The 26,031-nt window shown below is 40.5% G+C and carries 20 protein-coding genes; 10 read left to right on the top strand and 10 right to left on the bottom strand.

The window, feature by feature from the left end; all coding sequences use genetic code 11:
* Nucleotides 1–58 precede the first annotated feature (58 nt).
* From rplM to prfA, 4 genes are all read left to right on the top strand, one after another.
* Nucleotides 59–514 carry a 50S ribosomal protein L13 gene (rplM, locus tag H6G14_RS10965; RefSeq protein WP_190567459.1) on the top strand — a complete coding sequence of 152 codons (456 nt, stop codon included), beginning with the start codon at nt 59–61 and terminating at the stop codon, nt 512–514.
* Complete coding sequence (gene rpsI / locus H6G14_RS10960) at nt 514–930, top strand: 30S ribosomal protein S9 (RefSeq protein ID WP_010998326.1); 417 nt, start codon at nt 514–516, stop codon at nt 928–930. The genes rplM and rpsI overlap by 1 nt, the downstream gene beginning before the upstream one ends.
* A gap of 107 nt (nt 931–1,037) precedes the next feature.
* Nucleotides 1,038–1,277 (top strand): 50S ribosomal protein L31, encoded by a 240-nt coding sequence (gene rpmE, locus H6G14_RS10955; RefSeq protein ID WP_190567458.1) that lies wholly within the window; start codon nt 1,038–1,040, stop codon nt 1,275–1,277.
* A gap of 102 nt (nt 1,278–1,379) precedes the next feature.
* Nucleotides 1,380–2,480 carry a peptide chain release factor 1 gene (prfA, locus tag H6G14_RS10950; protein WP_190567457.1) on the top strand — a complete coding sequence of 367 codons (1,101 nt, stop codon included), beginning with the start codon at nt 1,380–1,382 and terminating at the stop codon, nt 2,478–2,480.
* Nucleotides 2,481–2,561: 81 nt separating this feature from the next.
* On the opposite strand, the gene H6G14_RS10945 is transcribed toward prfA, so the two are convergent.
* The 4 genes from H6G14_RS10945 to H6G14_RS10930 all read right to left on the bottom strand — a co-directional run bounded on the left by H6G14_RS10945 (nt 2,562) and on the right by H6G14_RS10930 (nt 12,596).
* Nucleotides 2,562–5,042, bottom strand: coding sequence for a pentapeptide repeat-containing protein (locus H6G14_RS10945; protein WP_190567456.1), 2,481 nt, complete (start codon nt 5,040–5,042; stop codon nt 2,562–2,564).
* Between the two features lie 36 nt (nt 5,043–5,078).
* Nucleotides 5,079–10,601 carry a beta-propeller domain-containing protein gene (locus H6G14_RS34210; protein ID WP_190567455.1) on the bottom strand — a complete coding sequence of 1,841 codons (5,523 nt, stop codon included), beginning with the start codon at nt 10,599–10,601 and terminating at the stop codon, nt 5,079–5,081.
* A 76-nt stretch (nt 10,602–10,677) separates the two neighbouring features.
* A complete protein-coding gene (locus H6G14_RS10935; protein WP_190567454.1) occupies nt 10,678–11,616 on the bottom strand; it encodes an AAA family ATPase in 939 nt (312 codons plus the stop codon).
* The gene (locus tag H6G14_RS10930; RefSeq protein ID WP_190567453.1) at nt 11,601–12,596 is read right to left on the bottom strand and encodes a hypothetical protein; all 996 of its coding nucleotides are present in this window, start codon (nt 12,594–12,596) and stop codon (nt 11,601–11,603) included. Before H6G14_RS10930 ends, H6G14_RS10935 begins: the two co-directional genes overlap by 16 nt.
* Before the next feature lie 532 nt (nt 12,597–13,128).
* Between H6G14_RS10930 and H6G14_RS10925 the strand changes: the two genes are divergently transcribed.
* The 6 genes from H6G14_RS10925 (at nt 13,129) to H6G14_RS10900 (ending at nt 19,660) form a co-directional block, all read left to right on the top strand.
* Nucleotides 13,129–14,823, top strand: coding sequence for an ABC-F family ATP-binding cassette domain-containing protein (locus H6G14_RS10925; protein WP_190567452.1), 1,695 nt, complete (start codon nt 13,129–13,131; stop codon nt 14,821–14,823).
* 238 nt (nt 14,824–15,061) lie between these two features.
* Nucleotides 15,062–16,663 carry a 2,3-bisphosphoglycerate-independent phosphoglycerate mutase gene (gene gpmI, locus H6G14_RS10920; protein WP_190567451.1) on the top strand — a complete coding sequence of 534 codons (1,602 nt, stop codon included), beginning with the start codon at nt 15,062–15,064 and terminating at the stop codon, nt 16,661–16,663.
* 92 nt (nt 16,664–16,755) lie between these two features.
* On the top strand, nt 16,756–16,989 hold the full coding sequence (secG, locus tag H6G14_RS10915; RefSeq protein ID WP_010998320.1) for a preprotein translocase subunit SecG: 234 nt from the start codon (nt 16,756–16,758) through the stop codon (nt 16,987–16,989).
* A gap of 20 nt (nt 16,990–17,009) precedes the next feature.
* Nucleotides 17,010–17,771 (top strand): peptidase, encoded by a 762-nt coding sequence (locus H6G14_RS10910; protein ID WP_190567450.1) that lies wholly within the window; start codon nt 17,010–17,012, stop codon nt 17,769–17,771.
* A 124-nt stretch (nt 17,772–17,895) separates the two neighbouring features.
* Nucleotides 17,896–19,041, top strand: a complete 1,146-nt coding sequence (locus H6G14_RS10905; protein WP_190567449.1) for an L-histidine N(alpha)-methyltransferase — start codon at nt 17,896–17,898, stop codon at nt 19,039–19,041.
* 37 nt (nt 19,042–19,078) lie between these two features.
* Nucleotides 19,079–19,660 carry a hypothetical protein gene (locus H6G14_RS10900; protein WP_190567448.1) on the top strand — a complete coding sequence of 194 codons (582 nt, stop codon included), beginning with the start codon at nt 19,079–19,081 and terminating at the stop codon, nt 19,658–19,660.
* A gap of 20 nt (nt 19,661–19,680) precedes the next feature.
* Here the strand turns inward: H6G14_RS10900 and H6G14_RS10895 are convergent, their stop codons facing one another.
* The 6 genes from H6G14_RS10895 to H6G14_RS10870 form a co-directional block, all read right to left on the bottom strand.
* Nucleotides 19,681–20,829, bottom strand: coding sequence for a glycosyltransferase family 4 protein (locus H6G14_RS10895; RefSeq protein WP_190567447.1), 1,149 nt, complete (start codon nt 20,827–20,829; stop codon nt 19,681–19,683).
* 3 nt (nt 20,830–20,832) lie between these two features.
* Complete coding sequence (locus H6G14_RS10890; RefSeq protein ID WP_190567446.1) at nt 20,833–21,003, bottom strand: hypothetical protein; 171 nt, start codon at nt 21,001–21,003, stop codon at nt 20,833–20,835.
* A 257-nt stretch (nt 21,004–21,260) separates the two neighbouring features.
* Nucleotides 21,261–22,892, bottom strand: coding sequence for an MFS transporter (locus H6G14_RS10885; RefSeq protein ID WP_190567489.1), 1,632 nt, complete (start codon nt 22,890–22,892; stop codon nt 21,261–21,263).
* Entirely contained in the window at nt 22,879–23,769 is an 891-nt protein-coding gene (recO, locus tag H6G14_RS10880; RefSeq protein ID WP_190567445.1) for a DNA repair protein RecO, read from the bottom strand. Before recO ends, H6G14_RS10885 begins: the two co-directional genes overlap by 14 nt.
* 192 nt (nt 23,770–23,961) lie before the next feature.
* Nucleotides 23,962–24,642: a deoxyribose-phosphate aldolase gene (gene deoC / locus H6G14_RS10875; protein WP_190567444.1), complete on the bottom strand. Its 681-nt coding sequence runs from the start codon at nt 24,640–24,642 to the stop codon at nt 23,962–23,964.
* Between the two features lie 190 nt (nt 24,643–24,832).
* The gene (locus H6G14_RS10870) at nt 24,833–25,990 is read right to left on the bottom strand and encodes a DNA cytosine methyltransferase (protein ID WP_190567443.1); all 1,158 of its coding nucleotides are present in this window, start codon (nt 25,988–25,990) and stop codon (nt 24,833–24,835) included.
* Between the last annotated feature and the right edge of the window lie 41 nt (nt 25,991–26,031).

Genomic DNA, 26,031 nt, shown 5'->3' with positions numbered 1-26,031 from the left:
ATGGACTATGGACTACTGACTATCAGACTCTGAAAAAAATGACAAAGGACAAATAAAAATGAGTAAAACCTATCTTCCTCCTCAAGAATCCCTTGAGCGTGATTGGTACGTAGTAGATGCTACGGACAAGCGCCTGGGTCGCCTTGCCAGTGAAATTGCCATGATTTTAAGAGGCAAAAATAAAGCACACTATACACCACACCTAGATACAGGTGACTTCGTAATTGTTGTAAATGCTGAAAAAGTAGCAGTTACAGGCAAGAAACGTACTCAGAAGCTTTACCGTCGTCACTCTGGTCGTCCTGGTGGGATGAAGACAGAAACCTTTGCTAAACTGCAACAGCGCTTACCAGAAAGAATTGTGGAACACGCTGTCAAAGGTATGCTACCTAAAAATAGCCTGGGTAAGCAGTTGTTTACCAAACTGAAAGTTTACGCTGGGCCGACTCATCCCCATGATGCCCAAAAACCTAAAGAACTCAACATTAATACAATCCCTGGAGCAGAAAATTAATGGTGGTAGCAGAAGCAAATAGCGGTCGCGCCGTGTACTGGGGTACTGGTCGCCGTAAGTCCGCAGTAGCACGGGTACGCCTGGTTCCCGGTACTGGTCAATTAATTGTGAATGGCAAGCCTGGAGACTTGTATTTTCAATTCAACGCCAATTATTTGGGCGTTATCAAAGCTCCTTTAGAAACCCTGGGATTAGAAAACGAATACGACATTTTGGTAAAGGCAGAAGGCGGTGGCTTAACTGGACAAGCTGACTCAGTGCGTTTAGGAGTTGCTCGTGCTTTATGCCAATTAGATCCTGAAAATCGTCCTCCTTTAAAAACCGAAGGTTACTTAACTCGTGATCCCAGGGCTAAAGAACGGAAAAAGTATGGTTTGCACAAAGCCCGGAAAGCTCCTCAGTACTCCAAACGATAAACTGGGGATTGGGTACTGGGGACTGGGGATTGGGTATCAAGTTGCTCATCTCTAGCCTCTAGCCCCTGAAAAGTTATAATTTATATAGATTCACCACAAAAGGAACAATGGCTAAATCTGATATTCATCCCAAGTGGTATCCAGAAGCAAAAGTCTACTGCAATGGTCAAGTTGTGATGACCGTTGGTTCTACCAAGCCCGAATTACACGTAGATGTTTGGTCTGGCAACCACCCATTTTATACTGGTACTCAGAAAATTATTGATACTGAAGGTCGCGTAGAACGCTTCCTGCGAAAGTATGGTATGAGCAGCACTCAAACTTCTGGCGAACAAAAGAAAAAGTAGCGGTTTGGCTCTGCTGTTAACGACGACCCTGCGTTTGCTGGGTCGATTGTCATTTTTTGCCGAGCCAAGTGGTTATTTTTTAAAGGAGCGATCGCACTCGTTATGGCTGAATCATACCTGCTGGAGAAACTAAAATCCGTTGAACAAACCTTCAATGAATTGACTCGTCGCCTGGGAGATCCTGACACGGCTAAAAACCCCGATGAGTATCAAAAGATTGCTAAGTCCCGTTCTTCTTTAGAAGAAGTTGTAGAGACTTATGATAATTGGAAAATCGCCCAAGAAGAATTAATTGGGGCGCGTCAGGTACTTAAAGAGGCAAACAGTGATCCAGATATGCACGAAATGGCAGCTCTGGAAGTAAAAGAATTAGAAGAAAAAATAGACTATTTAGAAACTCGTTTGAAGGTTTTGCTGCTACCCCGTGACCCCAACGATGATAAAAACATCATGTTGGAAATTCGCGCTGGTACTGGTGGCGATGAAGCGAGTATTTGGGCTGGTGATTTACTGCGGATGTATTCTCGCTATGCTGATACTCAAGGCTGGCGGGTGAAGTTGGTGAGTGAGTCCCTGGGTGAAATGGGTGGCTTCAAAGAAGTTATCCTGGAAATTCAAGGTGAGAGCGTTTACAGTAAGCTGAAATTTGAAGCAGGCGTTCATCGTGTGCAGCGTGTACCAGCAACCGAAGCTGGGGGAAGGGTGCATACTTCTACTGCAACCGTGGCAATTATGCCAGAAGTGGATGAGGTAGAAATCCATATTGACCCGAAAGATATTGAAATGACTACGGCTCGTTCTGGTGGTGCAGGTGGACAAAACGTCAACAAGGTGGAAACTGCTGTTGACTTGATGCACAAACCGACGGGAATACGAATTTTCTGTACAGAAGAACGTAGCCAGTTGCAAAATAAAGAACGGGCGATGCAGATTTTGCGGGCGAAGTTGTATGAGATTAAGCTGCGCGAACAACAAGAAGAAGTGACTTCCATGCGGCGATCGCAAGTTGGAACAGGATCGCGATCGGAGAAAATTCGCACTTATAATTATAAAGATAGCCGTGCGACTGACCACCGCTTAGGTCAAAACTTTTCGTTGAACCCTGTTTTGGAAGGCGATTTAGAGACGGTCATCCAATCTTGTATTTCTCAAGACCAGCAAGAACGGTTGGCGGAGTTAGCAACTTCCAGCTCTGCTGGTTAATCTCACAATTATCAATTTAGAACTAGGAAACGCCTATGTTTTGCAAATAACAAAACATAGGCGTTTCTTTCAAAATTAATTTTATGCAGAGGGAGAGTTTTCATGATTAATCAAGCTCTGAATAAAAATGGTAAATTCTTCTGAAGTAAAGTTTTTTTCTAATTCCTCTGGTTGACGAGCAGGATTAGGATTTTTTGTACTGGGTAACCTTGTAAAAATATAACTACACACTACATTTTCCAACCGAGTTAAATTTGTAATTTTTGAGTTTTGTAGGTAAGCACCTGTTAAAAAAGCGCCCGTCAAATCTGCTTGGTCTAAAATAGTATCAATTAACTTGGTTCGGGAAAGATCTGCGTTTCGCAAATTAGCTGCACGTAAATTTGTACCAATAAAGCTAGCATCAGCTAAATTTGCTCCATCTAGATTAATCCCTTGTAAGTCCAGATAATCAAATTTTTGATTATTTCCTATCTTATTAATAACTAATTGTCGGACTTGAGGATTTACTAAATAAGTTCCTTCTGTGGAGGCATAATCAAGTCTTTTAGTATGTACCCAGCAAGTTTGAGAAATATTTGCTCCTCTAAAATCTACACTTCTAACAATTGCTTGGGTAAAATCGGCATTTGCTAAGTCAGCGCCGTGAAAGCTAGTACCTGCTGTAGTTGGGAGTAGACTCACAAACTTGCCAATAGCAGTAAATCGAGTATTGCTATCAAGACTAAGTTGAACGATAATCATTGCTAGAACTGCAATGACGATGATTGTGATTATAATCATTGGTACATCTTCGATGACTTTGAATGGTGGATAAATCCGTAGACCACCTAAAATTAGAATCGAAGATAAAATCAAAATTCCCAATAAAAAGGCTGCTAAAATCCAGGCTCTGGCAAATATTCGATGCTCAATTTCAGCCGTTACTAGATTAACAGCCAAGGCCAAAGTAATAACACTAGCCCATGATAAAGCCAGAGCAATAATTCCAGCTAAGACGGCTGTTATCCAAGTTATATCTAAAGAGGATAGTAAATTAATTAACCACAAACTGGTTAATAAGAAGGTTGCTGCCACAGATCCCAGGGTGGCTCCATTTCTCATCCAAGCAGCACTCTTAACTATAGCTATGGCTCCAGAGCCGGCTATCACCAAATTTACAGCCAAAGTGGCCAAAGCAATTTGAATTGTAGGATTCTGCAATAACCAAAACCAAACGCTACTAATAATTCCTAACCCAGTCCCACCTGCTAACGCTATCAAAGTTATGGGTAAGGTTCGTATTTGCCAACGATCACTCATAGCAGATGAGGCTAACCCCAAGGCTATGGGAATAGCAAAGGCGATCGCCTGTAAAATTGGATTACCAGACCGGACAACTTCCGGTAAAACTGCATATAAACTCAAAAACTCAAAGCTGGCGATCGCTGTTGTTCCCATCACAGACAAGGCGAATGCTCCTGATCTGTTGTCTATGCCGCGACGAAAAGTAACCACAAATACAACTACCAGAGCTATCAAGCTAGCAATACCAATCGCCATAGCAGATCCGCCTGCGTTGAACTCCCATCCCCAGATCCAACCCGCAAACCCGGATGCCATACCTGATAAAGCTGATAGCAAGAAGGCACACAACATCAGCCCTACAGCCCAATAGCTTTGCAATCCTGCTTGGGCATACCGGAAGTTTGCGCCTGTAAGAATGGCATTACTAAAATCTACGCTGCGAATATCACTACGACTAAAGTTGGCTCGTGCCAGATTTTGACCTCTAAAGGAACGTCCGCGCAGATTCTGTCCTCGAAAATCAAGCCCTTCTGGGGGACTGGCATCGTCCAAATTTTCTTGAATTTTTTCCGGAATTGGGATGTCTACACCAGCAACCTGAATCTTGCCGGCTTCAGCAACCGTGCCAATTTGAGCCGTAGCTCCCTCTAGATCACCATGAGCAAACCGTGCCATCCCACGAGCATAAGTTACTAGCGGTGCTAACTGGGCTTCTGCCAAAGGTTCAGCGAATGTCTCTACTAGAGATGCCATACGTACCAATTCAGTATGGTTTAGGCGATCGCTTCGTACAGACAAAATTTCCAGATGGCGAAAAGTGAGAGCTATCTGCCGGGCGACTTCTGTGGGTTTAGTATATGCTAAGGCTGTCCATTGCAGAGTTTTGGCAAAGTTTTGTGTGTCGGGATCGTCACTTAATATCTGTTGCCGTACATACTCTAATAAAAAATCCGAGAGTTGATTAATTCGCTCTATGCCAAACTTTGGTTCGGCTTTGAGTTTTCGTAACAACTCATTGCGGACTGACATATTTATTTCGTAGAGTTCATGTCCCACTTCTTCACACAAACTCGACAGCAGAAAATCTCCTACAGCAACCCAGGGAATATTTAAAGATTGCCCATGAATGTCTCTTTGAAAGTTTGCCCATAAGCGATATATTAACTCTGGCGTTAAAGCCAGAGGAAAGGCAGCATGATAAGCCAAATATAAATGTGGTTTGCCAAAGTTTTTTTCAAACAACGCAATGCGCCGATCTACAATTTCCGGTTTCATCTGAGGCAGTACCCTGCTTAGTAAAATCCATAATAGTTAGAGTTGGGTTAAAGAATGGGCTGGTTTGCCACGTAAAACATTAATGGCTTCATGGAGGCTTCGACGATTAAACTCAAACATAGGAACAAGTTTGGCAATTTCCTCAGCAGTTGTATCATGCCAGCGCGATCGCGGTATGGGATTTAGCCACACAATGTAACGTACCCGTTGTTTCAATTTCTCTAAGAATATGGTAGTCATTTCTACTCGTTCTGGAGAAATACCTCGGCGAGCTACCCCCCCATCACTAAAGATCATCACGCTAGTATATTCATGGATGGAAGCCAGTACATCATTAACCGTTTCCGCTTCTTGGTGATGTGGGTCATGGTAAAGATGTTGGTGAGGACAGTTGCGGAAGTAGTAAACGCTGGTTTTAGCTAAACGACCACCATGTAAAGCTGTTTCTGCTAACTGCCGTGATAAGAAATGAAACGGAATCATCGAACCGTCTTGATCTATGAGCAATAGCAATTCCGTACGGTTTACTCGACGAGGGACTAAAACTGGTTTGAGCAGAAAACCATGACGACTTACTTCCTTGACCGTAGCTTCTATATCTAGCTCTGTGGGCAATCCTTGGCGAACAAACTGGCGCAGATAACGCCAACTTTGTTTCATTTGCCTGCGAGTCACTGGAAAATACTCATCACCAGCAGCAAAAGGGCGTTGAGTAAGTTCTGCACTATTACGAGCCGTATGTCTTACCGCCTGAGCCACCTGTAGCTCATCATCAGTTTCATTAGAGTAATCATTAGTTACAGGAGGAGTCGAACCGTCTGGAGGACTCCCAGATTGTAAAGATTCCTGATTGCGCCGTTCTAATAACCATTTGAACAGTACATAACTTCCCGACAGCCCCATGAGTAATACACTACTCCAAAGTAACCCGGCTGCTAGTAACCCTGAGAGGTTACTTGTATTTGCCCTCCCACCTGAGTCGGTAGTCGTTGTAATGGTAAACGATTGGGTAGATTTTTCACGCTTTGCCCCTGTAACTTGTAGTACTACCTTGTGACTATGGTCATAGGAGTTAGTTATTAAATGTTGTCCATCCGGGCTGAAGGTCATTTCCCCAGCCACTTGACCTGGATGAGATAACTCTGCCAACTGCCTACCTTTGAGATTCCACACCCGCGCAGTATGGTCTACCGTACTTATCAGATACTTGCCATCTTTACTAAAGATAATAGTTTTCACCCAATCTGGATGTTTTAACTCCGCTATAGATTTTCCTTGGAGATTCCAAAGCCGAGCCACATTATCCTGTGAATTAGTAGCAATGGTCTGGCCATCAAGACTAAAAACAATGCTAGAAATTTTGCCTCGATGCTTTAAGTCTATAGATTTTTGGTCGGATAAATTCCACAGTTGAACGATTTCATCTTGTGAAATAGTGAGCAAATTTTGCTGATTGGGGCTAAATTCTAAACGCTCGATTAACCCTCTATGTTTGAGTTCCGCCACCAGATTTCCCCGCAAATCCCAAATACGTCCAACTCCGTCTGCTGTCACAGTAAGCAGATTTTTTGCATCTAAGCTAAAGCGCACGGTTTCTACAGGACGTTGATGCCAGAAAACTTTAACTAAATTTCCCTGTATATCCCACAGGCGAACTGCACCATCTCCAGATGCAGTGGCAATATGAAGCCCATCAGGACTAAAATCTTTATCATTGAACTTACCTTGATAGGATAAATCTACTGCGGGTTGATTTCCTTTCAAACTCCACAACCGGGCAATTTTCTTGGTTTCATCACTTGCCGATGCGTCATTATCGGGCAATGTAATTAAGTGTTCGCCATTGGGGCTAAATTCATACTTTTCGCGCTCTGGATTAATCCGATTCTCAAATGGCAACTTTCCTAGCTGATTACCTTGAAAATCCCACAGGTGAGCATTGCTAATAATTGCATTGGTGGTCAAATTTCGTCCGTCTTGGCTCCATTCGACCGCATTCAGCCAACCTTGGTTGCGTAAAACTGCTAATTTGTTGCCTTGAAAATCCCATATTTCTACAGCTTTATCTTTGGATACTGTTGTGAAAAACTTGTTGTCAGGGCTAAACTTAACCTCACCTTCTGACTTTATTTCCGCTATTGGATTACCCTTTATATCCCATAAATAAACAGAATAACCTTGACTAAAATAGAAATAATTAGAATATACTGCTAAACTTTTACCATCTTTACTAAATCTTACTGCACCATAATAATTATAAGGAGATGGTATGTCAGCGATTTTTTCACCTTTAATACTCCATAGATTAATAACTTTTTCATCGTAATTAATCGTGGCTAGGTTTTTTCCATTGCGGCTAAATTCAATGCGGTTAATTTTTTTGTTCGGTTGTAATGCTCCTATTTTATTTCCTTTAAAATCCCATATCTCAATAGTATTGTTTTTTAAAGTAAAAATAATATACTTTTGAACATAACTAAATTCAACATTCTTAACTATTGCCGAAGGTGATATTTTCGCTAGCTGCTTTCCTGTGAAGTCCCAAAGATAGACTATCTTATCAGTTGTTATATTGACAAAATATTTTTTCTTTGCACCGAAATAATTAAGTTGGAATTTCTCTAGTTTGTTTGTTCTTAAATCCAAAAAACTAACATTATTAGAGTAGTAACTATCATCTAATATGAGGATTTTACTATCAGGACTAAAGGTTATGTCACGATAGGCTACATCTATTTTGAATTTTGTTATTACTTTTCCGTTAATATTCCATAAACTGATAGTTCTATCTTCTGAGATAGTTGCGATTTTTTGGCTATCAGGACTAAATTCTATATTAGTGATTGACTTAGATGAATTTAATGATGCTAATTTATTCCCTCTTTTGTCCCATAAAATAACCGAGCCATCTTCTAACCTAGTAGCTATCGTCTGACTATCAGGACTAAATTCTATGTTGTTGATTAACTTAGATGAATTTAAAGACGCTAATTTATTTCCTCTGACATCCCATAAACTAACAGAGCCATCTTCTAAACGGGCAGCCATTAGTTTATTATCTGGACTAAAAATTATTTTAACGATTAATTTAGATGATTTTAATGACGCAAGTTGAGTACCTTGATAATTCCATAGGCTAACACTACCATCTTTTGAATAAGTATTTATTATTTGATTATCTTGGTAAAAAATGATATTAAAGATTGGACTTTGTGACTTTAATATGGTTATCAGTTTACCTTGATTATTATACAATCGGGCAGAGCCATCTTTGGCAATATCGACAAAATAATTGCCATCTTGCCTGTAAAAGATATTATTTGTATTGTGTAATTCTAATTTTGCTAGTTGATTACCCTTAATATCCCAAGTCTGAGTTATCCTCGATTGTGAAACTGTATTTAAGTGCCTACCAAGTTTACTGAAGCGAACATAGTCAACCCTACCCTGATGCTGTATGGTAGCGATTTGCCTTCCCAGCAAATTAAAGAGTTTGACTACATTATCATTGGCGGTAGTTGTAATATATTGTCCATCAGGACTAATTTTTGCAGAACCTTGAGAGTTTAATGTTGACAGTAATTTACCGTTTAATAAATTCCATATATGAACTATGCCACTGTTAGTTACAGTAATAATATTTTTTTTATCATTACTGAAAGTAACATCATCTATAACTTCATTTTTGGATATAATATCTTTGATATACTTATTTATAAAATTTTTATCTTGTAAGAGACTATACCGAAAATCTCTATGTTTACGTAAATATTCATTTATGTACCTGGGGTTACTATATATATAATCAATGTCATTTAAAATGTCATTTAATAACCTTATTCTAAGTAAATAATCTTTCAAATTTTCGTTTTTTAATATTTCTGCTTGGGGTTTAATTTCTAAGAAATCATCTCCGTTTTTGTTCCATAGAGCAACAGAAGTCTTTAAGGGAAGAGTAGCTATATAATCAGCATTTCTGCTCAAGATTACATCACTAAATTGTTGATTAGATTTAATATTAGTGACTGAATTACCTTTAACATCCCATAAGTTAATAATTGTATTTGGTACAGATAAACTTCCATCCCGAATTTTAGGAAATGTGGCAAAGTAATTACCATCATTACTAAAAACCAATGGATTATCAGCTAAATCCCTCTGAGATGGTAGTTCAGCTATTTGTTCACCTCTAAGATTCCACAAGCGAAGGGTGGTATTTGATAATGTAGTAGCAAAATACTGACCGTTAGGGCTAATAGCATCGTTATTACTATAATAATTTTTACTTACTGCTTTTCGTTTAGTTAATTCTTTTTTATCAATATCCCATAAACTAAACTTGTGGACATAACTTTGGTTTTCATAATTATAAGAACTAGCTATAATATAGCGGTCATTATCAATAAAGTTGATATTATCAAACGATTGTTCCGGGCTAAATTCTGATATTTTATGACCTTGAAAATCCCATAATCGAACAGTCTTTTGCCGTGAGGTGTAGTCATAAGTGGCAAGATACTGGCGTTTTGATGCAAATACAGCTTTTAGACCTGGCCATTTGGCAATTTGTCTGCCGTCAAGATCCCGTAAAACAATAGTGTCTCTGTTTTTCCCTACAATTTCAACAAAGTAATCACCATCGGGACTAAATTGAGGTTCGGCTTGTAACTTTATTTGTTTGAGTAGATTACCTTGAAAATCGAATTGTCGAAGATACTCATTATCAGATGCGATCGCCAGCCTTTGGCTATCAGCACTAAAGGTATAATATGGGACTGAGCCTTCATTTTTGAATTCTGCTAGCTGTTCACCCTTTAAATTCCATATAATGATTTTGCCCTGGTAGAAATTAGCAAAGTATTTTCCATCGGGACTAAACTTTAATTGAGAGCTATCATTACCTATTTTTAGTTTCGCTAGCTGCTTTCCTTGAAAATTCCACAGGTAACTAAACTTAGCGTCTTCTGTGGTAGGTGTACCACTAAGAGTGGCTGTTCCATTACCGTTATCTCGCAGCTTTAACCAAGATGGTAGTTTTAAAGCTGAAAACATCAGTTGAGAGTTTTGTTGAGGTTGACAAACAGTAATTTTGTAGCGGTACTCTTTGTCTATTTTTGCCTCAGCTACCGGTAGGCTAGTAAAGTACGGACACTCTTTTCTTATGCCAAAAAACCAACCTCCATAACCCAGTAAGACTAAAGCCATTCCACCCAAAACTGCATAACGGATTTTTGGAGAAATTGTGAGTATTTTTTTGGTTAGCTGACTTCTTGATGTGTCGGTGGTGGAAGTCTCTAAACTTTTTGAAACAGAAGTATCTCGAAAATTTAAACTATCAATTGCCATCACTTGATCAAAGTGATAGTCAAACAACAACTTGTCTTCTGGCGATTTTACCCAGAGTGAACGGCACAGTCTTGCTAAGGCTTCTCTGTCAGGAATGCCAAAGCCTCCTTGTAATGCCCGCAATACAGCTTGGTATTCTTCAATTCCTAGCGGCAGGCCAGCATCATGTAATCTGGTAAAAAGTTCTAGTAAAGGTAATTCTGCGTCATGCACTGCTCATAACCTAACAAATCATCATTTTTCTGTCTCAAGCTTATTTTGTAAATCCAGTATCTTCTTCAAGAGGCTTTTAACTATTGGTGCTGGTATTAGCTAAAAAACGACGATGGTCGTCCCAGCTTTTTAGTAGTACGCCAGGGTAAGGAAGTTGACCATTCAGTTTCTCTAAAATCTCATCTTGAGGATAACGGCGTAAAACTCGAAACCAATCAATTAGTTCACTGGTACTAACTCTTTTACTGGCATCTCCTTTATCTTTTTTCATTTCATCACGCAATTCCATAAAGCGCTCAAGTGCTTTATTAACTACTGGTTCTGGTGACACAGGAAAATGGTTGTTAATAATTTCTACTAATCGCTTCATGCTGGGAAACTCAACATAATGAAATAGACACCGACGCAGAAAGGCATCAGGCAGATCTTTTTCATCATTACTCGTAATAAACACTAGTGATTCTGATTTAGCCTCAACTTGCTCACCTGTTTCTTCCACAATAAAACGCCGCTCGTCTAACTCTAGTAGCAGATCATTGGGAAAATCAATGTCTGCCTTATCAATTTCATCTATCAACACCACCGTCGGCTTTTCTTGTAGAAATGCCCTTCCCAATGGCCCCCAGCGCACATAGGCAGATGGTTCGTCAATTTTCTGTACTTTTTCTGGGCTGAGTAAACCAGATGCTGCAAGTTGGGCATCTCGCAGTCTGCCAACAGCGTCATAACTATACAAACCGTCCTTAGCCCGACTAGTCGATTTGACGTACCAAGCTTCTAGATTCAAACCTAGTTCGTAAGCTACAGCATTTGCTAGTTGAGTTTTCCCACAACCTGGTTCTCCCTTAAGTAACAAAGGTCGCTTGAGGTAAATTGCCAGATTTACGACTTCAATTAATTCAGGACTCGGTAGATAGGGGTATAAAAGTTGCCCATTTGCTCCCCTTTCTCCTAGCGTGGGTTGGATTTTACCTGTATATTCAGGTATGTGATTATTGCTTATAGCTTCAGCCATTTTCTCTCTTCTTCACACCATTCACAACCAGATAAACGGCAAATTTCTTCCATTACAGGTTCTGGAATTCCATTATCGCTATTTTGCATAATTATTTGAACTATTTGTTCTACATCTTCTGCTGTCAATGCAGAAGGTAGTTCTTCTGTTTCATATCCTTGCCAGAGCCAGTTTTCTAGTTCATCTTCCGAAAACTCAGTAATTACTGGTAGCTTAACCGGAGTATCTGGTTTCCATGTAGGAAGCAGCTTGTCTACAAAGGGCATATTCCAAGAATCTACGCAGCCATCATAATCAATGAGAAACATTAGTAACTTATACTGCTGATCTTGAGTAGCCGCGTTTTTAGCTTTGACAGCTAGCGGTAGCCAAAAATCTTGGAGTAAATTTTGTAGAAAAGCTTCAGGTAGGATATGCACATTATGAAAAACTAGCAAGACATTCTGTGTTTGCCACCATTTATAAACACGTTCGGTAATTTCTGAAACAGGGCTTTGTCTACCCAAGCCAACACGAGAACTAAGTTCACGCCACAAAGCCGTTATGTCACTCTGACGAGCAATACGACTGAGGTCTACGATGACGTTCTTGCTGGGAATGTTCTGCGGTACGTGTCTTCTTGCTAACCGATTTAATAGCCAGCGTTGCCCATAATACAAAGAGCCATGTATTAAAAAAGCACCGATGGATTGGGTGTCAATAAATTTTTTAAATGATCTGATTTGATTTTGATAACCTAACTTTAACAAAGCATAGTATAAACGCTCACTCTCGGAAGTTTTATCGATACTATCAAGATGTTTTGCCACTTCATCAAGTTCTGCTTCCAGTTGCTCAATTTGCTTGACTAACTTGAAACGAACGGAAACGTCCACTTCAATGGCATAGTTGCGCCTGAGTTCCAATAACTTCTCGCTAGAAATATCGTATTGTTCTTGTAAAGCCTCTCGTTTACGCTGTAGATGTTTTTCTGGCAACATCAGTGTTTTTGTCTTATTTCTTACTTGAGAAACTATGTATTTATTTATGAGTATTTTTATACTACGATATTTTGTTTAAGAGGAATTACCAGAATTTATACTCCTTAAATAATATTTATGCACGATTTTATACCCAAGAAAGAGTAAGGATATTGTTATTGGGAATCTTTTATTAGTCGGTGAGTCAGGCAAATTTACTTAAATGAATTGCCTGAGGCTACCTCTCCACCCATTTTCAAATCAGTATAGAAATCCGATTTGATTATTTAAAAAATCTCAGTATTTTTAGAGTGAGAATTACTCACAAAAACCAGGATATCGTGGGCAATTCCCAACGCCACTTAAATGAATGCCAAGAAAACAGGTAACAGCAGTCTCCTAACGCCCAAAGCGGTAATTAAACAAGATAAATTTAACCTTTCGTTTGGTAAGAGTTTCTTAAGACAAATTATTGGTTAATTTTTGTTAATATTGGACACAGTATTGGTACTTCGTCCGCAACTAACCATAATTCCTAACTGAGAGAAACTTGATGCTGCGATTAGAACATATTAGTAAAATTTATCCTACAGGCGAAGTTCTCAAAGATATCAACTGGGAAGTGAAACCAGGCGATCGCATTGGTTTAGTCGGTGTCAACGGTGCAGGAAAATCGACTCAGCTAAAAATTATCACTGGGGAGATAGAACCGACGGCTGGGGAAATTATTCGTCCTGCTAGCTTGCACATAGCCTATCTTAACCAAGAGTTTGAGGTAGATCCTAGCCGCACCGTCAGAGAAGAATTTTGGACTGTATTTAAGGAGGCCAACCAAGTACAGTTAGCTTTAACTCAAGTACAACATGATATGCAAACAGCGACTCCAGAGGAACTGGATAAGCTAATCGACAAATTGGATCGTTTGCAGCGTCAGTTTGAAGGTTTGGATGGCTATGGTTTAGAAGCGCGCATTGGAAAGATTCTCCCAGAAATGGGATTTGAGCAAGAAGATGGCGATCGCCTCGTCAGCGCTTTCTCTGGTGGTTGGCAGATGCGGATGAGTTTGGGTAAGATCCTTCTGCAAGCACCAGATATCTTACTGCTGGACGAGCCGACTAACCACTTAGACTTGGAAACTATTGAGTGGTTAGAAAATTACCTGAAAAAGCTAACTACACCGATGGTAATAGTCTCCCACGACCGGGAGTTTCTTGACCGCCTCTGCACTCAAATTGTGGAAACTGAACGCGGTGTTTCTAGTACTTATCTGGGTAACTACACATCTTATCTAGAACAAAAAGCCGAAAGCCAGTTAGCTCAAATGAGTGCTTACGAACGTCAGCAGAAAGAAATCGAGAAACAGCAAGCTTTTGTTGATAGATTCCGCGCCAGTGCTACCCGCAGTACTCAAGCCAAAAGCCGAGAAAAGCAACTAGATAAAATCGAACGCATCGAAGCGCCTGTGGCTGGTGTCAGAACCTTGCATTTCCGCTTTCCACCTGCACCCCGCAGTGGACGGGAGGTAGTGAAAATCAAGGATTTAACCCATACCTACGATGATAAAATTTTGTTCTTGGGTGCGAACCTCTTAATTGAAAGGGGCGATCGCATTGCTTTCTTAGGCCCTAACGGTGCAGGTAAATCTACGCTGTTGCGGATCATTATGGGTTTAGAACCACCCACCGAAGGTAGTGTCGGTATAGGGGAACACGGTGTTATTCCTGGTTACTTTGAACAAAATCAAGCCGAAGCTTTGGACTTGAAAAAAACAGTTATGGAAACTATCCATGATGAAGTTCCTGACTGGAAAAATGAAGAAGTCCGCACACTTTTAGGTAAGTTTTTGTTTACAGGCGACACCGTATTTAAGCAAGTAGAAGCATTGAGTGGAGGAGAAAAGGCACGTCTAGCATTGGCGAAAATGCTTTTACGTCCTGCCAACTTAATTATTCTCGATGAGCCTACTAACCACCTGGATATTCCCGCAAAAGAAATGTTGGAAGAAGCACTACGAAATTATGATGGTACGGCGATAGTAGTTTCTCACGACCGTTATTTTATTTCTCAAGTAGCCAACAAAATTGTTGAAATTCGGGATGGCGAATTCCGAGTTTATCTAGGTGATTACCACTATTATCTGGATAAAATCGCTGAGGAAAAAGAAACGGCAAGGTTAGAGGCGATCGCTGCTGAAAAAGCTGCGAAAAAAGCCGCTAAATCAGCTAAATCTTCTGCCAAAAAGAAGTGAAGCATCTAAACTACTGGTAATAGGTAATGGGTAATAGGTAAGCTTTCTTCTCAATTACCAACTACCTATTACCCATCCCCTTTTATCACGAAATATATTCAACAGTTACTAAGGTTAAAGAAAATCTAAAAAAAATAGATTTTTGTCATCAGAAAAGTTAATAAGCAGAAATTCACTTGCAGTGACGGGTAGCAGTGGTATCATTCGGGTATTACAAAAAGTAAAGGGCAATTTTATTATGACCAAAGCACCTGTTGCTCCTGTGGTGCTAGTCATTTTAGACGGATGGGGCTACTGCGAGGAGACGCGAGGAAATGCTATTGCTGCCGCCAAGACTCCAGTAATGGAAAGTTTATGGACGGCTTACCCGCATACCCTCATCCACACATCAGGGAAAGCCGTAGGATTGCCAGAAGGTCAAATGGGTAACTCAGAAGTTGGTCATTTGAACATTGGTGCTGGGCGAGTCGTGCCACAGGAATTGGTACGAATCTCCGATGCGGTGGAGGATGGTTCTATCCTCAGCAACTCAGCTCTTGTCAAAATTTGCCAGGAAGTTCGCAATCGGAATGGCAAGCTACATTTAGTAGGGCTTTGTTCTGAGGGGGGTGTACACTCGCATATCACCCATCTATTCGGACTACTTGACTTAGCCAAAGAACAGCGAATTTCTGAAGTTTGTATTCATGCCATTACCGATGGTCGTGACACTGCACCCACCGATGGTATAAACGCAATCTCAGCCTTGGAAGACTACATCAATCATGTAGGAATTGGGCGCATTGTCACGGTTAGCGGTCGTTACTACGCGATGGATCGCGATCGCCGTTGGGATCGGGTACAACGTGCATACGATGTGATGACCCAAGATGTTGCAGGTGATGGACGCAAGGCTGTTGATGTCTTGCAAGCATCCTATGCGGAAGGTGTGAATGATGAGTTTATCGTTCCCGTGCGAATTGCTCCTGGTGCTGTCGAGCCGGGAGATGGGGTGATATTCTTTAACTTCCGTCCAGACCGTTCTAGACAACTGACTCAAGCTTTTGTCAGCCCTGAATTTACAGGCTTTGCCAGAGAGCAAATCAAACCACTGTCTTTTGTCACATTTACCCAGTACGATTCTGATTTATCAGTATCTGTAGCCTTTGAGCCACAGAACTTGACCAATATTCTGGGTGAAGTCATCGCCAATCAGGGTTTAAATCAGTTTCGTACCGCCGAAACCGAAAAATATGCCCATGTCACCTATTTCTTCAACGGTGGCTTAGAAGAACCCTTTGCTGGGGAAGACAGGGAACTTGTCAGCAGTCCAATGGTAGCGACTTACGACAAAGCCCCAGCCATGTCAGCAGCAGCAGTTACCGATACAGCGATCGCCGCAATTCAAAAAGGTATCTACTCTCTAATTGTCATTAACTATGCCAACCCAGATATGGTAGGGCATACTGGTCAAATAGAACCCACAATACAGGCTATTGAAACAGTTGATCGCTGTTTGGGTCGTTTGTTAGAAGGTGTGAGCAAAGCCGGGGGAACAACAATTATTACCGCCGATCACGGCAACGCCGAGTATATGCTAGATGAAGCAGGTAATTCTTGGACAGCTCACACAACTAACCCAGTCCCCTTAATTTTAGTGGAAGGCGAAAAAGTTAAAATCCCTGGATATGGTACAAATGTCGAACTACGTAGCGACGGCAAACTAGCCGACATTGCACCCACAATCCTCGATATTTTACAGCTACCCCAACCACCAGAAATGACAGGGCGATCGCTCCTGCAACCAGCAGAATATGAGGTGGAACTCAGTCGCACCCCTATTCCTGTAGGTCTTAATTAAGCTATGAGAGAACAGTTAACAGTTAACCGTCAACTGTTCTCTCATTAGCAAACCCTTCTTTTTTGAAACTTGTTATAAAAGAGATTGCTACCATGACAGTTACTAGTATCGTGCAAGCTATTTGGGCGCTTTCCGCAGTTGGTTTAATAGTATTAGTATTACTCCATAGCCCCAAAGGTGACGGAATTGGAGCGATCGGCGGACAAGCCCAGCTATTTAGCAGCACCAAAAGCGCCGAAAATACCTTAAACCGTGTTACCTGGGCATTGACAGTAATTTTCCTCGGTTTAACAGTAGTTTTAAGCGCAGGTTGGCTACCTAAATAACATTAAAGGGAGATAGGTAAATGGGGAATAAAATTCAATACCCAAAACCTAACACCCTCAAGAATTTTCGATCAAAGCACTTACTAGCAGCCCTCGCCTTATTTATAGGTACAGGGCTGCTCATTATTTTCACTAGTCTCCAACTTAGTAACGCCAACCCTTCATCCCCATCATCTCTAAAACCCCATCCTCTACCGTCTACCCTCGCACAATGGCAAGACAGCACCAATAGCGGTGATTACTTTTCTCAAGTTACAACTACTGATGTCGGTTATTTAGTGTGGTCACAATTTCCCGTGCGAGTTCATATCAAAAGACCACAACTAATTAACGCACAACAGGCGCAAATATGGGTTGATAGTGTTTTCACAACTGTGCAGGAATGGGCTAATTATTTGCCTTTGGTAATTGTAGAACAGTCTGAAGTTGCCGATATTACCATTGAGCGCAAAACCCCACCGTTAGAAATAGGTAAAGATAAAATCCCCCGCGCGCGTTCTGCTCTCACCCGCTACGAATTATACACAAAGAATAACGTCTTATCACATCGCTTTACTATCCTATTGAGTCCTACCCAAACAGGTAACTATCTCCTAGCCGCCGCCCGCCACGAACTCGGTCACGCCTTGGGAATTTGGGGGCATAGTTCACTACCAAGCGATGCTTTATATTTTTCCCAAGTCCGCAACCCACCACCGATTTCTCCCAGAGATGTCAATACTTTGAAGCAAATTTATCAACAGCCAACGAGTTTGGGTTGGTCTTTATCACGGCATACCTGAATCACTATTACTTAATCATCAAGTAAATTCTCTTTAGCACTTTACAGGATTCATCAAGGCATGGTAGCGTCTAAAAGCTGACAGAATACTCATCATATAAACTGATCAAGCAACTAGGCTAAAGATGGCACCGTTAAATTTTGTCAAGCTACTAGAAAATTCTCCCAATGAACCAGGCTTGGGATGGAGTCTCTGTTTTATCGGTGAAGATCAATCGAATAAATTAGCAGAACTCACACAAGAATTGAGAGGTGAATTTTCTAGGACAGGTGATGGCAAAGAAATTTTATCTGGCTTTTCCTACTGGGGTATAGCGCCAACAATAGCTTGGGATTATGCTTGCAATGATAGATTCTATCTGGTGATGAAACAGAGTATAGAATCTTTTAGACCACGATGGAATCAAATATATTCTCACAACATAAAAGATCAGAAATATCACTATGTCAGCTTAGGTGTAGGTACAGGAGAAAAAGACCAATTCATTTTGAGTTTGCTACTTAAGACTCATCCTGATATATTCTATTTTCCAGTAGATATGAGTTCGGAGATGCTCCGGTTGGGTGTACAAAAGGCAACTCAAGGTTCACAAATGAAGGGTAGTCATGTCCTACCTATTCAAATTGATTTCTCTATTGATACAAATGTTAAAGAGTTGCGGAAACTGCTCGACCACGTTTTAGATGATAACCCAGTCCTGTTTTCTTTATTAGGGAATACACTAGCTAATTTCCAACAAGATGGAGATTTGTTGAAAACTCTCTCTCAACTTTTGCGTAATGGAGATAAGCTTCTCCTGGAAGTGGCAACTACTGAAGAATTAAGCGAAGAAGCATCACAAAAAGCAGCAATTGAGTACGCAAAAACGAAATCATTTAGAGAGTTTGTCACCAGTGCGTTACTGCAAAATACTGATTTACATATTGATTTAAATAGTGTTTTCTTTGAAGGTGAGGTAGAGTCAGATAAAGCACTGCTGGTCAAGGTTTTATACCGTAATTTAACTGGTAATAATATTAATGTTATGTTGCCAGACCGCTCACTCATAAACTTTGAACCAGAAGACACGATTCGCTTACTCTTAACTCGAAAATATGTCGCTTCTGGCATCACCAAAATCATATCAGATAGTAATTTGGTGTTAGTTGATAATCTCCATACAACCTTGGAACCACGCATCAAAAATGGATTTGGTATGGATTTACTTCTACTTGCACCTCATACTTCAAGAACTACTGTAAAAGATAGCTTATGGACTCCCAAAAGTTAAAATATACCCAATTTGAATAATATATAGTGCTTTTAATATGAAAAATTTAGTGACATTTGTCACATTTTTTCCTCTAATTCTGGGGTTTATTTTAGCTATTGTCTGGTGGTCTACAGAAAAAGATTTTGAACCCCTATTGACAACTTTAGGGCTGTTAGCAACAATTACGGGTATTTTTGGTGAAAGATGGGCAACAGCAAATGAAAAGAGAACAGAATTGTTACGTGCTTTATTAAATGAGCGCAGTTCAAATGCTGAAATATTAGCTGATAGTCGATTTCAGGCTAGCTACCATAGGCTAGGCCGCCCCCTAGTCTTCCCTAGATTAATTATGTCAGTTAACGAAACGGCGATCGCCTCTGGGGTGTTTGCAGAGGGTCAGGATAGTGAATTATTTTTGTTACTACATCAATGGCGGCATACTGTAAATGAATTTAATCGGAGATTAGATATTACTGAATTACGCACTTTTACGAATTTATCGTCGCCAGAAATCCTTTCATTATATGAGGCATTACAGGAGTCAAAAGAATTTCATGATGCAGTCACGTTAAACGAACACATCACAGATGTTTTAAAGTCAAAATATCCTAAAGCAACAGTTTTGCTGAGGCCTTAAATCTAAACTATGGGATTGGACTATGCTCCCCAACTGAGTTTTACAGGTTGCTGTGCTAAAACTTCACGATAAAGTTCTTCTAAATGAGTAATATTCTTCTCTAATGTGTAGCGTTCTTCCACGCGCTTTCTAGCTTTTTGTCCCAGCACTGTTGTTAACTCTGGATGGTCTTGGAATAGTGGTAAAAGGGTGCGTAATTGCGATCGCACAGTTTTGGTATTCATGACTACACCAGCACCTTTTTCCAACACTTCGCCGTCAGCGCCCACATCGGTTGCTAAACAAGCCAGTCCACAAGCCATACCCTCTAACAGAGATAAGGATAAACCCTCAACTAGGGAAGGTAAAATGAATACATCTGCACCCTGGAGAATCTGTATGCGTCGGTCTTCGTCAGCAACAAATCCCAACCAGATAATGCCATACTCAGAACCATAAAAGGGTTCTAAAGTAGCTCTCAAAGGCCCATCTCCAACCATTAATAACTTACTATCAGCACCCATGTTAGCTTGCTTCCAAGCTCTTAACAGGGATTCTACATTTTTCTCTGGGGCGATTCTTCCTTGGTAGACAAACAATCGTTCCGCTTGAAATTCTTTTTTCACAAGAGAAGACCCAGGAGAGTATTTGCTGGTATCCACACCATTGGGGATAACTGCGATATTTTTCTCCCGCACACCCATACTTGCTAATAGTTCTCGCTGAATTTGGGAAAAGACAATGACGCGATCGTAGTTACCCAAAAAAGGCGCGTATAGTTGATAAGCTAAAAGTTGTGTTCCTGATATCAGTTTTGCGCCTTTGCCTGCAAATGGAGTGTGAAATGTGGCAATTAGGGGCAAGTTCAGTTGGTCACAAATTTCTGGTAGAAAAAAGTCTAGAGGAGATAAAGTCAGAGACGCATGGACAATATCTGGCTTGATTTCTCGCAGTGAATCAGTTAAAAGCTTTGTCGCTTTGAACGTTGGAATTGTGTAGACCTGGGACTTATAAATGAAGGGTAGAGGCACTTCTTGGAATTTCGGCCAGTTGTCAGGTTCAGTTTCTTCTTGAGCAAAGTGGAGAAAACTGACTTCATGTCCCCTGTCTAGTAAGGCATTTGTAACTTCTCTACTGTAAGTGACATTGCCACAAAAGGGTGATTTTTTTCCAATCCAAGCTATACGCATTCTTTACCGGCTATCAGAAGAGCGTGATTGATTATTTCTTGTGATTTTTTGTTGTTGATCTTGTTGTACTTGCTGGATATCTTGAAAAAGTGCAGTTAGAGGTTGCAGTTTTTGAGCCGCGTACTGAGTAAAAAGATTAATCTTTAAACTCTCTTCTCTAAATACCTTTTCCATATCTTTTTCGGTTTAAGCAGTTGATAATGACTACTAAGTGTATATCTTCACTTTTAACCAGTTTAAAAGCTTAGTTTTAGGGTGGCTAAACCAGATAATCTATAAGCTTAATTTGTCTTTTGGTTGTAGATGTGTATCACATTCACAACCAATTATACTGGCTCATCTCCAATTGATTCCCAGCAAGGTTTTAATAAATTTTCTGCACTCAGTTTAGCATGAAAGCAAAATCTATAATTAACCCCAAAATTAGGGAATTAATCACGAGAGTTATACCAAGTTAAGATACCTCCTGAAAAGACGATCGCTGCTAATGCCAAAAAGACAGCTTGTAATCCCACAAAAGTTTCTGCCACACCTGCTAATGCCAAAGGTAGGGACAGAGCAATATTAATCACATTATTTTGCAGACCGAATACTTTACCACGCATTTCCGGCAAGGTTTCTGTTTGGATGGCTGTCTGCATAGGTATACCAATTAAAGAGCCAAAAACACCCATCAATGTTACTAAAAGTAACACCAGTCCTAGTTGTGTCGTGAAAATAGAAAGACCAACTAAGGACGCTGCCATACCTAAACAACCACACAGGCTCAGTTGAGTATAGGAGAAGCGTTGACCAAACTGACCCAAAATTGTCGCACCAGCCGCAATACCAACGCCGCCAGCCGCTAGTAAAAAACCGAATTGGGAAGCTTTGATATTAGGAATAATTTCTGCCATGCGTACTGCTAAAACAGTTAAGGCGGCAAAGACAGAAAATAAAATCATCAATTGCAATAGAGCGTTACGGACACGGTAATTTTCTTTGAGGTAGCGTAATCCATCCCGTAAGTCTGAAAATACGTGGGGAAATTCTGTTTCTGGTGCGTGGGTTTTTTCGTGAGTTACCAACAACAGCAAAATTATACTGGCGATCGCATAACTACCACCAACCAAAAGTTCTTTGCCAAAGCCATTATTACCCCCTAGTTGCGACCAAATACCATCGGCAACTGCCAGTAGTGGTTCTCCCACCGCAAAACCCACTATCACCGAAGCCATCATTGTGGTTGTGTATAGTGAATTAGCCGAAAGTAAATCCTGTTCTTTCACCACCAAGGGAATTGTGGCTTGTTCTGCTGGAGCAAAAAACTGTGTCAATGTGGACACCAAAAATGTCACACCCAAAATGATGAGAAAGCCTACGGGTAAAACTCCGATGGGTTGCCAATCATGAGTTAACCACAGCAACAAAGGGATAGCTAAAACCAAAATACCGCGCCAAGCATTTGTCGCTACTAACACAGCCTTTTTTGACCACCTATCCACAAATACGCCAGCCACAGAACCAAACAACACGGCTGGTATGGTAAAAGCCATCATCAATGCTGACACCCAACCACTAATACTTTGATTACTTGCCTGGAACTGAGTATTAATTAAGGCAATCATCAATACCAAATACACCTTATCTGCCAGTTGACAGAAGACTTGTCCACCCCAGAGCGCTAAGAAATTTGGGTTTTTGAATACGGCTAAAAACCCTTTATGTTCAATATCTCCAGAGTTGACTTCCCCGCCAGAACCGGAGTCATCTGTTATTGCTTCTGGAGTAGTAACTACTGGTACACTCTGCCCATGACCATTAAACTCCAATATCTTTAATGGCTCTGAGGATTGTTTATCTGTTTCATTGGGTAAATCGGCTTGGGGATTTTGCGAAATACCACTTTTCTCATTGGTAGGAACATCTTGGTCAGATGATTCCTGGCTATCTTTGTGATTGGTTACAGGATAGGGAACAGCACTTAAGTGAGCCTGTGCTGTAGGATCTGATGCCCTATTCTGTCTTTTGGTGTGGCTGGGCGGCAATGGCAGAATTTTTCTATCCAAATCAGACGGTTGCATCATGGTTGGCAGCAAAATAAGAGTCAATCAAAGTGGCGGAGCGAATAGGGCGACCTAAATGATACTGAGCATACTGACGCAAAATCTGCTCCACAGATAACCAGCTGGCATCACTGGTAGTGTTAATTTGCATTATCTCTGGTTGTGAGAGCTGTTGGAGCATCCCAAGTTCTACAGAATTTAACCGAGCAGAAATTACTGGTATTTCTTGCCGATGTACAACTGTTTGGTAAGCAGGAGTTACAGGATGAGGAAGTAACTTTTCTTTTGATTCTTTTCTCGCTTCTTGTCGCAAGCCTTCCCAAGCTTCTAAGCAAACTATCCCCCCAGCTGCAATGCTAAAACCTACCCGCCAGTTGGGATCTGCAAAATCAGGTATTAACGAGCGTTGAGTTAGACAACAAATTTGTACTTGTGGGGTAAGTCCAGCCAACGCTAAAAGGTGAAAAACTGCATGAGCTAGGTAAGCGAGGACACCAAACGACTCTCCTTTGGGCAATTCTTCCAAGCGATGGAGATGTTCATTTAGTAATTCGTATAGTTCCTCTTGTGGTTGTTCACTTAAAGCCTGACAAAGAACTATTTCTGCTAGATATTGACTAGCAGCTAATTTACCCAAATCTTTTGCCAGACCTGGATAAGTTTTGATGGTTTGAGCTTGAGTAATTTTATCAAGCGATCGCCCCTTAGCAATCAGTAGTTCATTGACGACAAACATCCCGCTCCTACCACCAAGGCTGGAGTTATGTTTTCTTGACCCTGGAGCGATCGCGCGAATCAAACCGAATTCTTGTGTCAAAATTGTCACTATTCTGTCTGATTCTCCCATTGCTTGGGCTTTCAGATTAATACCAGTTGCTTTATAAGTTTTATTCATTAGTCATTGGTCATTAGTCGTTGGTCATTAGTCGTTGGTCATCTCTTACAAAGTTCTGTTCGGAGGAAACCTCCGCTCAACGCCACTTGCTTTCCGACGCAGAGCGACAGGAACGCAGTGGCTCGACTTTGCGCTTAGTCATTGGTCGTTAGTGAAGACAAAGGACAAATGACTTAGGACAAAAACGAATGACTATTCAACTTTTTCCGGGTTATCTCGCTGGTGGATTAAATCGATACCACGAGACGTACCTAATCTAGTCGCACCCGCTAATATTAAGTCTAAGGCTTGATTGAGGGTGCGAATTCCACCAGATGCTTTTATACCCACTCTTTCCCGTGTGATGTCTTTTAAAAGCCGCACATCTGCCACTGTAGCACCGCCATTCCAACCTGTGTTGGTTTTTAAGAAGGTGGCTCCTGCATCCATTGCTATGTCGGCTGCGATTTTTTTTTCCGCATCCGTCAGTAAGTTTGTTTCCAAAATTACTTTAACTACTTGCCCAGTCTCTTCGCAAATTTCGGCAATTTCCCGGTGTACTGCTTCCGTATTACCAGATTTCAACCAGCCCAAATTGATGACTACATCTAGCTCTGTGGCTCCATTCTCCACCGCTTCCAGTGCCTCATACAATTTGACTGAGCGAGTCGTAGCCCCAGTAGGAAAACCAATTACCGTACAAACCTTAGGTTTTTTGCCGTGGAGAATTTCTGCTGCTTGCTTTACATAAGTAGGATACAAACAAACCGACGCAAAATTATATCTGTCTGCTTGTTCACACCATTGGTCAACCTGCTCTGGAGTAGCCGTTGGCGTTAACAGGGCGTGATCGATAAATGGCGCAATATCAATATTCGGATAGCCTGCTGCCATTGTTGCCTTTTGTTAGTGATTGATGATAAAGCTTTATAAAAAATTAATACCCTTTACATAAATTAAAGCACATCTGTTGCGAGTCTAGCTGGAAAAGTAGGTGTTTTGGAATTTTGTTTACCAAATCATAGAGTGTTAATAAAGCTACGCAAGTATTTTATTTAACTTGACAATGATTGGAGTTTCAGAATCATTCTAATTGTTTTTTGATACCAGTATTTAGGAAATCAAGAATAGACTCAGCCAACGCTTTGGATGCTAAATATGGCACACCATTACCAATAGTTTTAAACATATTAGTCAGTGACATATTTTCTGGTAGGGCAAACTTTGCAGGTAAAGACTGTATAGCCAAAGCTTCTGCTACAGAAATTCGCCGTATTTTGTAAGGGTGTAAATGCACTTCATTATTGCCATAGCAAGCTGTAGGAGAATAACGCCATCTATGTAGACGTTTGAAAGATTTCTTAGAATCATCTCCTTCTGCAACACTCGCAAATTTGAGAATACCTGCCCTTGGTTGAAAATAATGTTGAGAATTAGGATGGTTTATTACATCATTTTTCCTAAACCAGTATTCAACCGTCAGTTCTTGAGGAATATTATTAGGGCAAGAAACTAGAGAATTTTCTCTAAATGGTTCAATTTGAATCCAGGGATAAGCAAACACTTTTTCTTTAGGACATAAAACTTTACTTTTCCAAGGAAAAATAAATTCAACCCTTTTTTGATTATGGCTATTTATGTCCCACAAATCATTAAAAAGACTTTTAATAAAACCCAAAAGAATTATTCTTTCTCTATTTTGTGGTACACCATATTCAATAGTATTAATTACCCGTTCTGTTAATAGATAGCCTGAAGCCGTTAACTTTCTTTTCAAAGATTCAAAAAAATGACGATGTTTTTTAGTACGCCACAAACCTTTGACATTTTCAAATAAAAAGAAATCTGGCAAGTTTTGACAAATTAATTCTATATAAGCTGAAGAAAGTCTACCATTATCACCCAAATAACCCCTATTTTTGCCCCCAATAGAAAAGTCAGGACAGGGAGGCCCGCCAATAAAGCCCACAATATTATTAGATTTACGACAATCTTGAACCAACTCTAATAGACGTTTTGCTGGGGAACCTTCAAGCAATTTAGAGACATCTGCTGCGTCCCCTTGATCATATCCATATTCTGGTAAAGGTAAATTCAATATCTCCCTCGAATAGCGATATGCTGCCATAAAAGGGGGAAAAATTTCATTCACATAAACAATATTAAACCCGCTTGTTTCAAAACCTAAATCAAGCAATCCTGAACCAGCAAAAAATGAAAATATTTGCGGTTTAACACTCATTTATGAATTGAATAATTTAATAGTATTAGGTGATTGAGTAG

Source organism: Nostoc parmelioides FACHB-3921, assembly GCF_014696625.1.
Classification (GTDB): Bacteria; Cyanobacteriota; Cyanobacteriia; order Cyanobacteriales; family Nostocaceae; genus Trichormus; species Trichormus parmelioides.
Note: the sequence above shows the minus strand (reverse complement) of the source record. Positions and strands in the feature narration are given on the sequence as shown.

What these genes read in the sequence shown, in the direction of transcription:
- rplM (WP_190567459.1), top strand. Translation starts at nt 59, where the DNA reads ATGAGTAAAACCTATCTTCCTCCTCAAGAATCCCTTGAGCGTGATTGG.
- secG (WP_010998320.1), top strand. Translation starts at nt 16,756, where the DNA reads ATGACAGTTACTAGTATCGTGCAAGCTATTTGGGCGCTTTCCGCAGTT.
- rpmE (WP_190567458.1), top strand. Translation starts at nt 1,038, where the DNA reads ATGGCTAAATCTGATATTCATCCCAAGTGGTATCCAGAAGCAAAAGTC.
- recO (WP_190567445.1), bottom strand. Translation starts at nt 23,769, where the DNA reads ATGAATAAAACTTATAAAGCAACTGGTATTAATCTGAAAGCCCAAGCA.
- H6G14_RS10930 (WP_190567453.1), bottom strand. Translation starts at nt 12,596, where the DNA reads ATGTTGCCAGAAAAACATCTACAGCGTAAACGAGAGGCTTTACAAGAA.
- H6G14_RS10870 (WP_190567443.1), bottom strand. Translation starts at nt 25,990, where the DNA reads ATGAGTGTTAAACCGCAAATATTTTCATTTTTTGCTGGTTCAGGATTG.
- H6G14_RS10890 (WP_190567446.1), bottom strand. Translation starts at nt 21,003, where the DNA reads ATGGAAAAGGTATTTAGAGAAGAGAGTTTAAAGATTAATCTTTTTACT.
- H6G14_RS10945 (WP_190567456.1), bottom strand. Translation starts at nt 5,042, where the DNA reads ATGAAACCGGAAATTGTAGATCGGCGCATTGCGTTGTTTGAAAAAAAC.
- H6G14_RS10885 (WP_190567489.1), bottom strand. Translation starts at nt 22,892, where the DNA reads ATGCAACCGTCTGATTTGGATAGAAAAATTCTGCCATTGCCGCCCAGC.
- H6G14_RS10935 (WP_190567454.1), bottom strand. Translation starts at nt 11,616, where the DNA reads ATGGCTGAAGCTATAAGCAATAATCACATACCTGAATATACAGGTAAA.
- H6G14_RS10905 (WP_190567449.1), top strand. Translation starts at nt 17,896, where the DNA reads ATGGCACCGTTAAATTTTGTCAAGCTACTAGAAAATTCTCCCAATGAA.
- H6G14_RS10900 (WP_190567448.1), top strand. Translation starts at nt 19,079, where the DNA reads ATGAAAAATTTAGTGACATTTGTCACATTTTTTCCTCTAATTCTGGGG.
- H6G14_RS10910 (WP_190567450.1), top strand. Translation starts at nt 17,010, where the DNA reads ATGGGGAATAAAATTCAATACCCAAAACCTAACACCCTCAAGAATTTT.
- H6G14_RS10895 (WP_190567447.1), bottom strand. Translation starts at nt 20,829, where the DNA reads ATGCGTATAGCTTGGATTGGAAAAAAATCACCCTTTTGTGGCAATGTC.
- deoC (WP_190567444.1), bottom strand. Translation starts at nt 24,642, where the DNA reads ATGGCAGCAGGCTATCCGAATATTGATATTGCGCCATTTATCGATCAC.
- rpsI (WP_010998326.1), top strand. Translation starts at nt 514, where the DNA reads ATGGTGGTAGCAGAAGCAAATAGCGGTCGCGCCGTGTACTGGGGTACT.
- prfA (WP_190567457.1), top strand. Translation starts at nt 1,380, where the DNA reads ATGGCTGAATCATACCTGCTGGAGAAACTAAAATCCGTTGAACAAACC.
- H6G14_RS10925 (WP_190567452.1), top strand. Translation starts at nt 13,129, where the DNA reads ATGCTGCGATTAGAACATATTAGTAAAATTTATCCTACAGGCGAAGTT.
- gpmI (WP_190567451.1), top strand. Translation starts at nt 15,062, where the DNA reads ATGACCAAAGCACCTGTTGCTCCTGTGGTGCTAGTCATTTTAGACGGA.